At 73.5% G+C, this 438-nt stretch carries 1 protein-coding gene; it reads left to right on the top strand.

The window, feature by feature from the left end; genetic code table 11:
• Positions 1-419 (top strand): hypothetical protein (locus G3I78_RS48610; protein WP_203616548.1); only part of this gene is annotated, 419 nt, incomplete at its 5' end.
• Between the last annotated feature and the right edge of the window lie 19 nt (positions 420-438).

Genomic DNA, 438 nt, shown 5'->3' with positions numbered 1-438 from the left:
AGGGCCGCGGCGGCTTCTACTCCTACGACGCCCTGGAGAACCTGGTCGGCCTGGACATCCGCAGCGCCGACGCGATCGAGGAGCGCTGGCAGGACCTGGCCGTGGGCGACGACGTCCACCTCGCCGACGAGGCTGTCCTGCGCGTCGCGGAGTTGGAGCCGGGCTCGCACCTCGTGCTGCTCGGCGCGCCCGGGCCGGGGAAGCCGGACACGATGCCGTTCCGGTTCTCGTGGGCGTTCGTCGTCCGCCCGCTGCCGCCGGGCGAGGACGGCACGCCACGGTCGCGCCTGCTGGTCCGTGAGCGCTACCTGCCGCTCGGCGCCGTGGGCCGGGCCACCGTCGAGGCGGTACAGCCGGTCAGCTTCCTCATGACGCAGAAGATGCTGCCCGGCGTCCGCGCCCGCGCCGAACGTGAGTAACGCGGGTACAAGCCGCTCG

The sequence above is a fragment of the Streptomyces sp. SID13726 genome, assembly GCF_010548375.1.
GTDB lineage: Bacteria > Actinomycetota > Actinomycetes > Streptomycetales > Streptomycetaceae > Streptomyces.
Note: the sequence above shows the minus strand (reverse complement) of the source record. Positions and strands in the feature narration are given on the sequence as shown.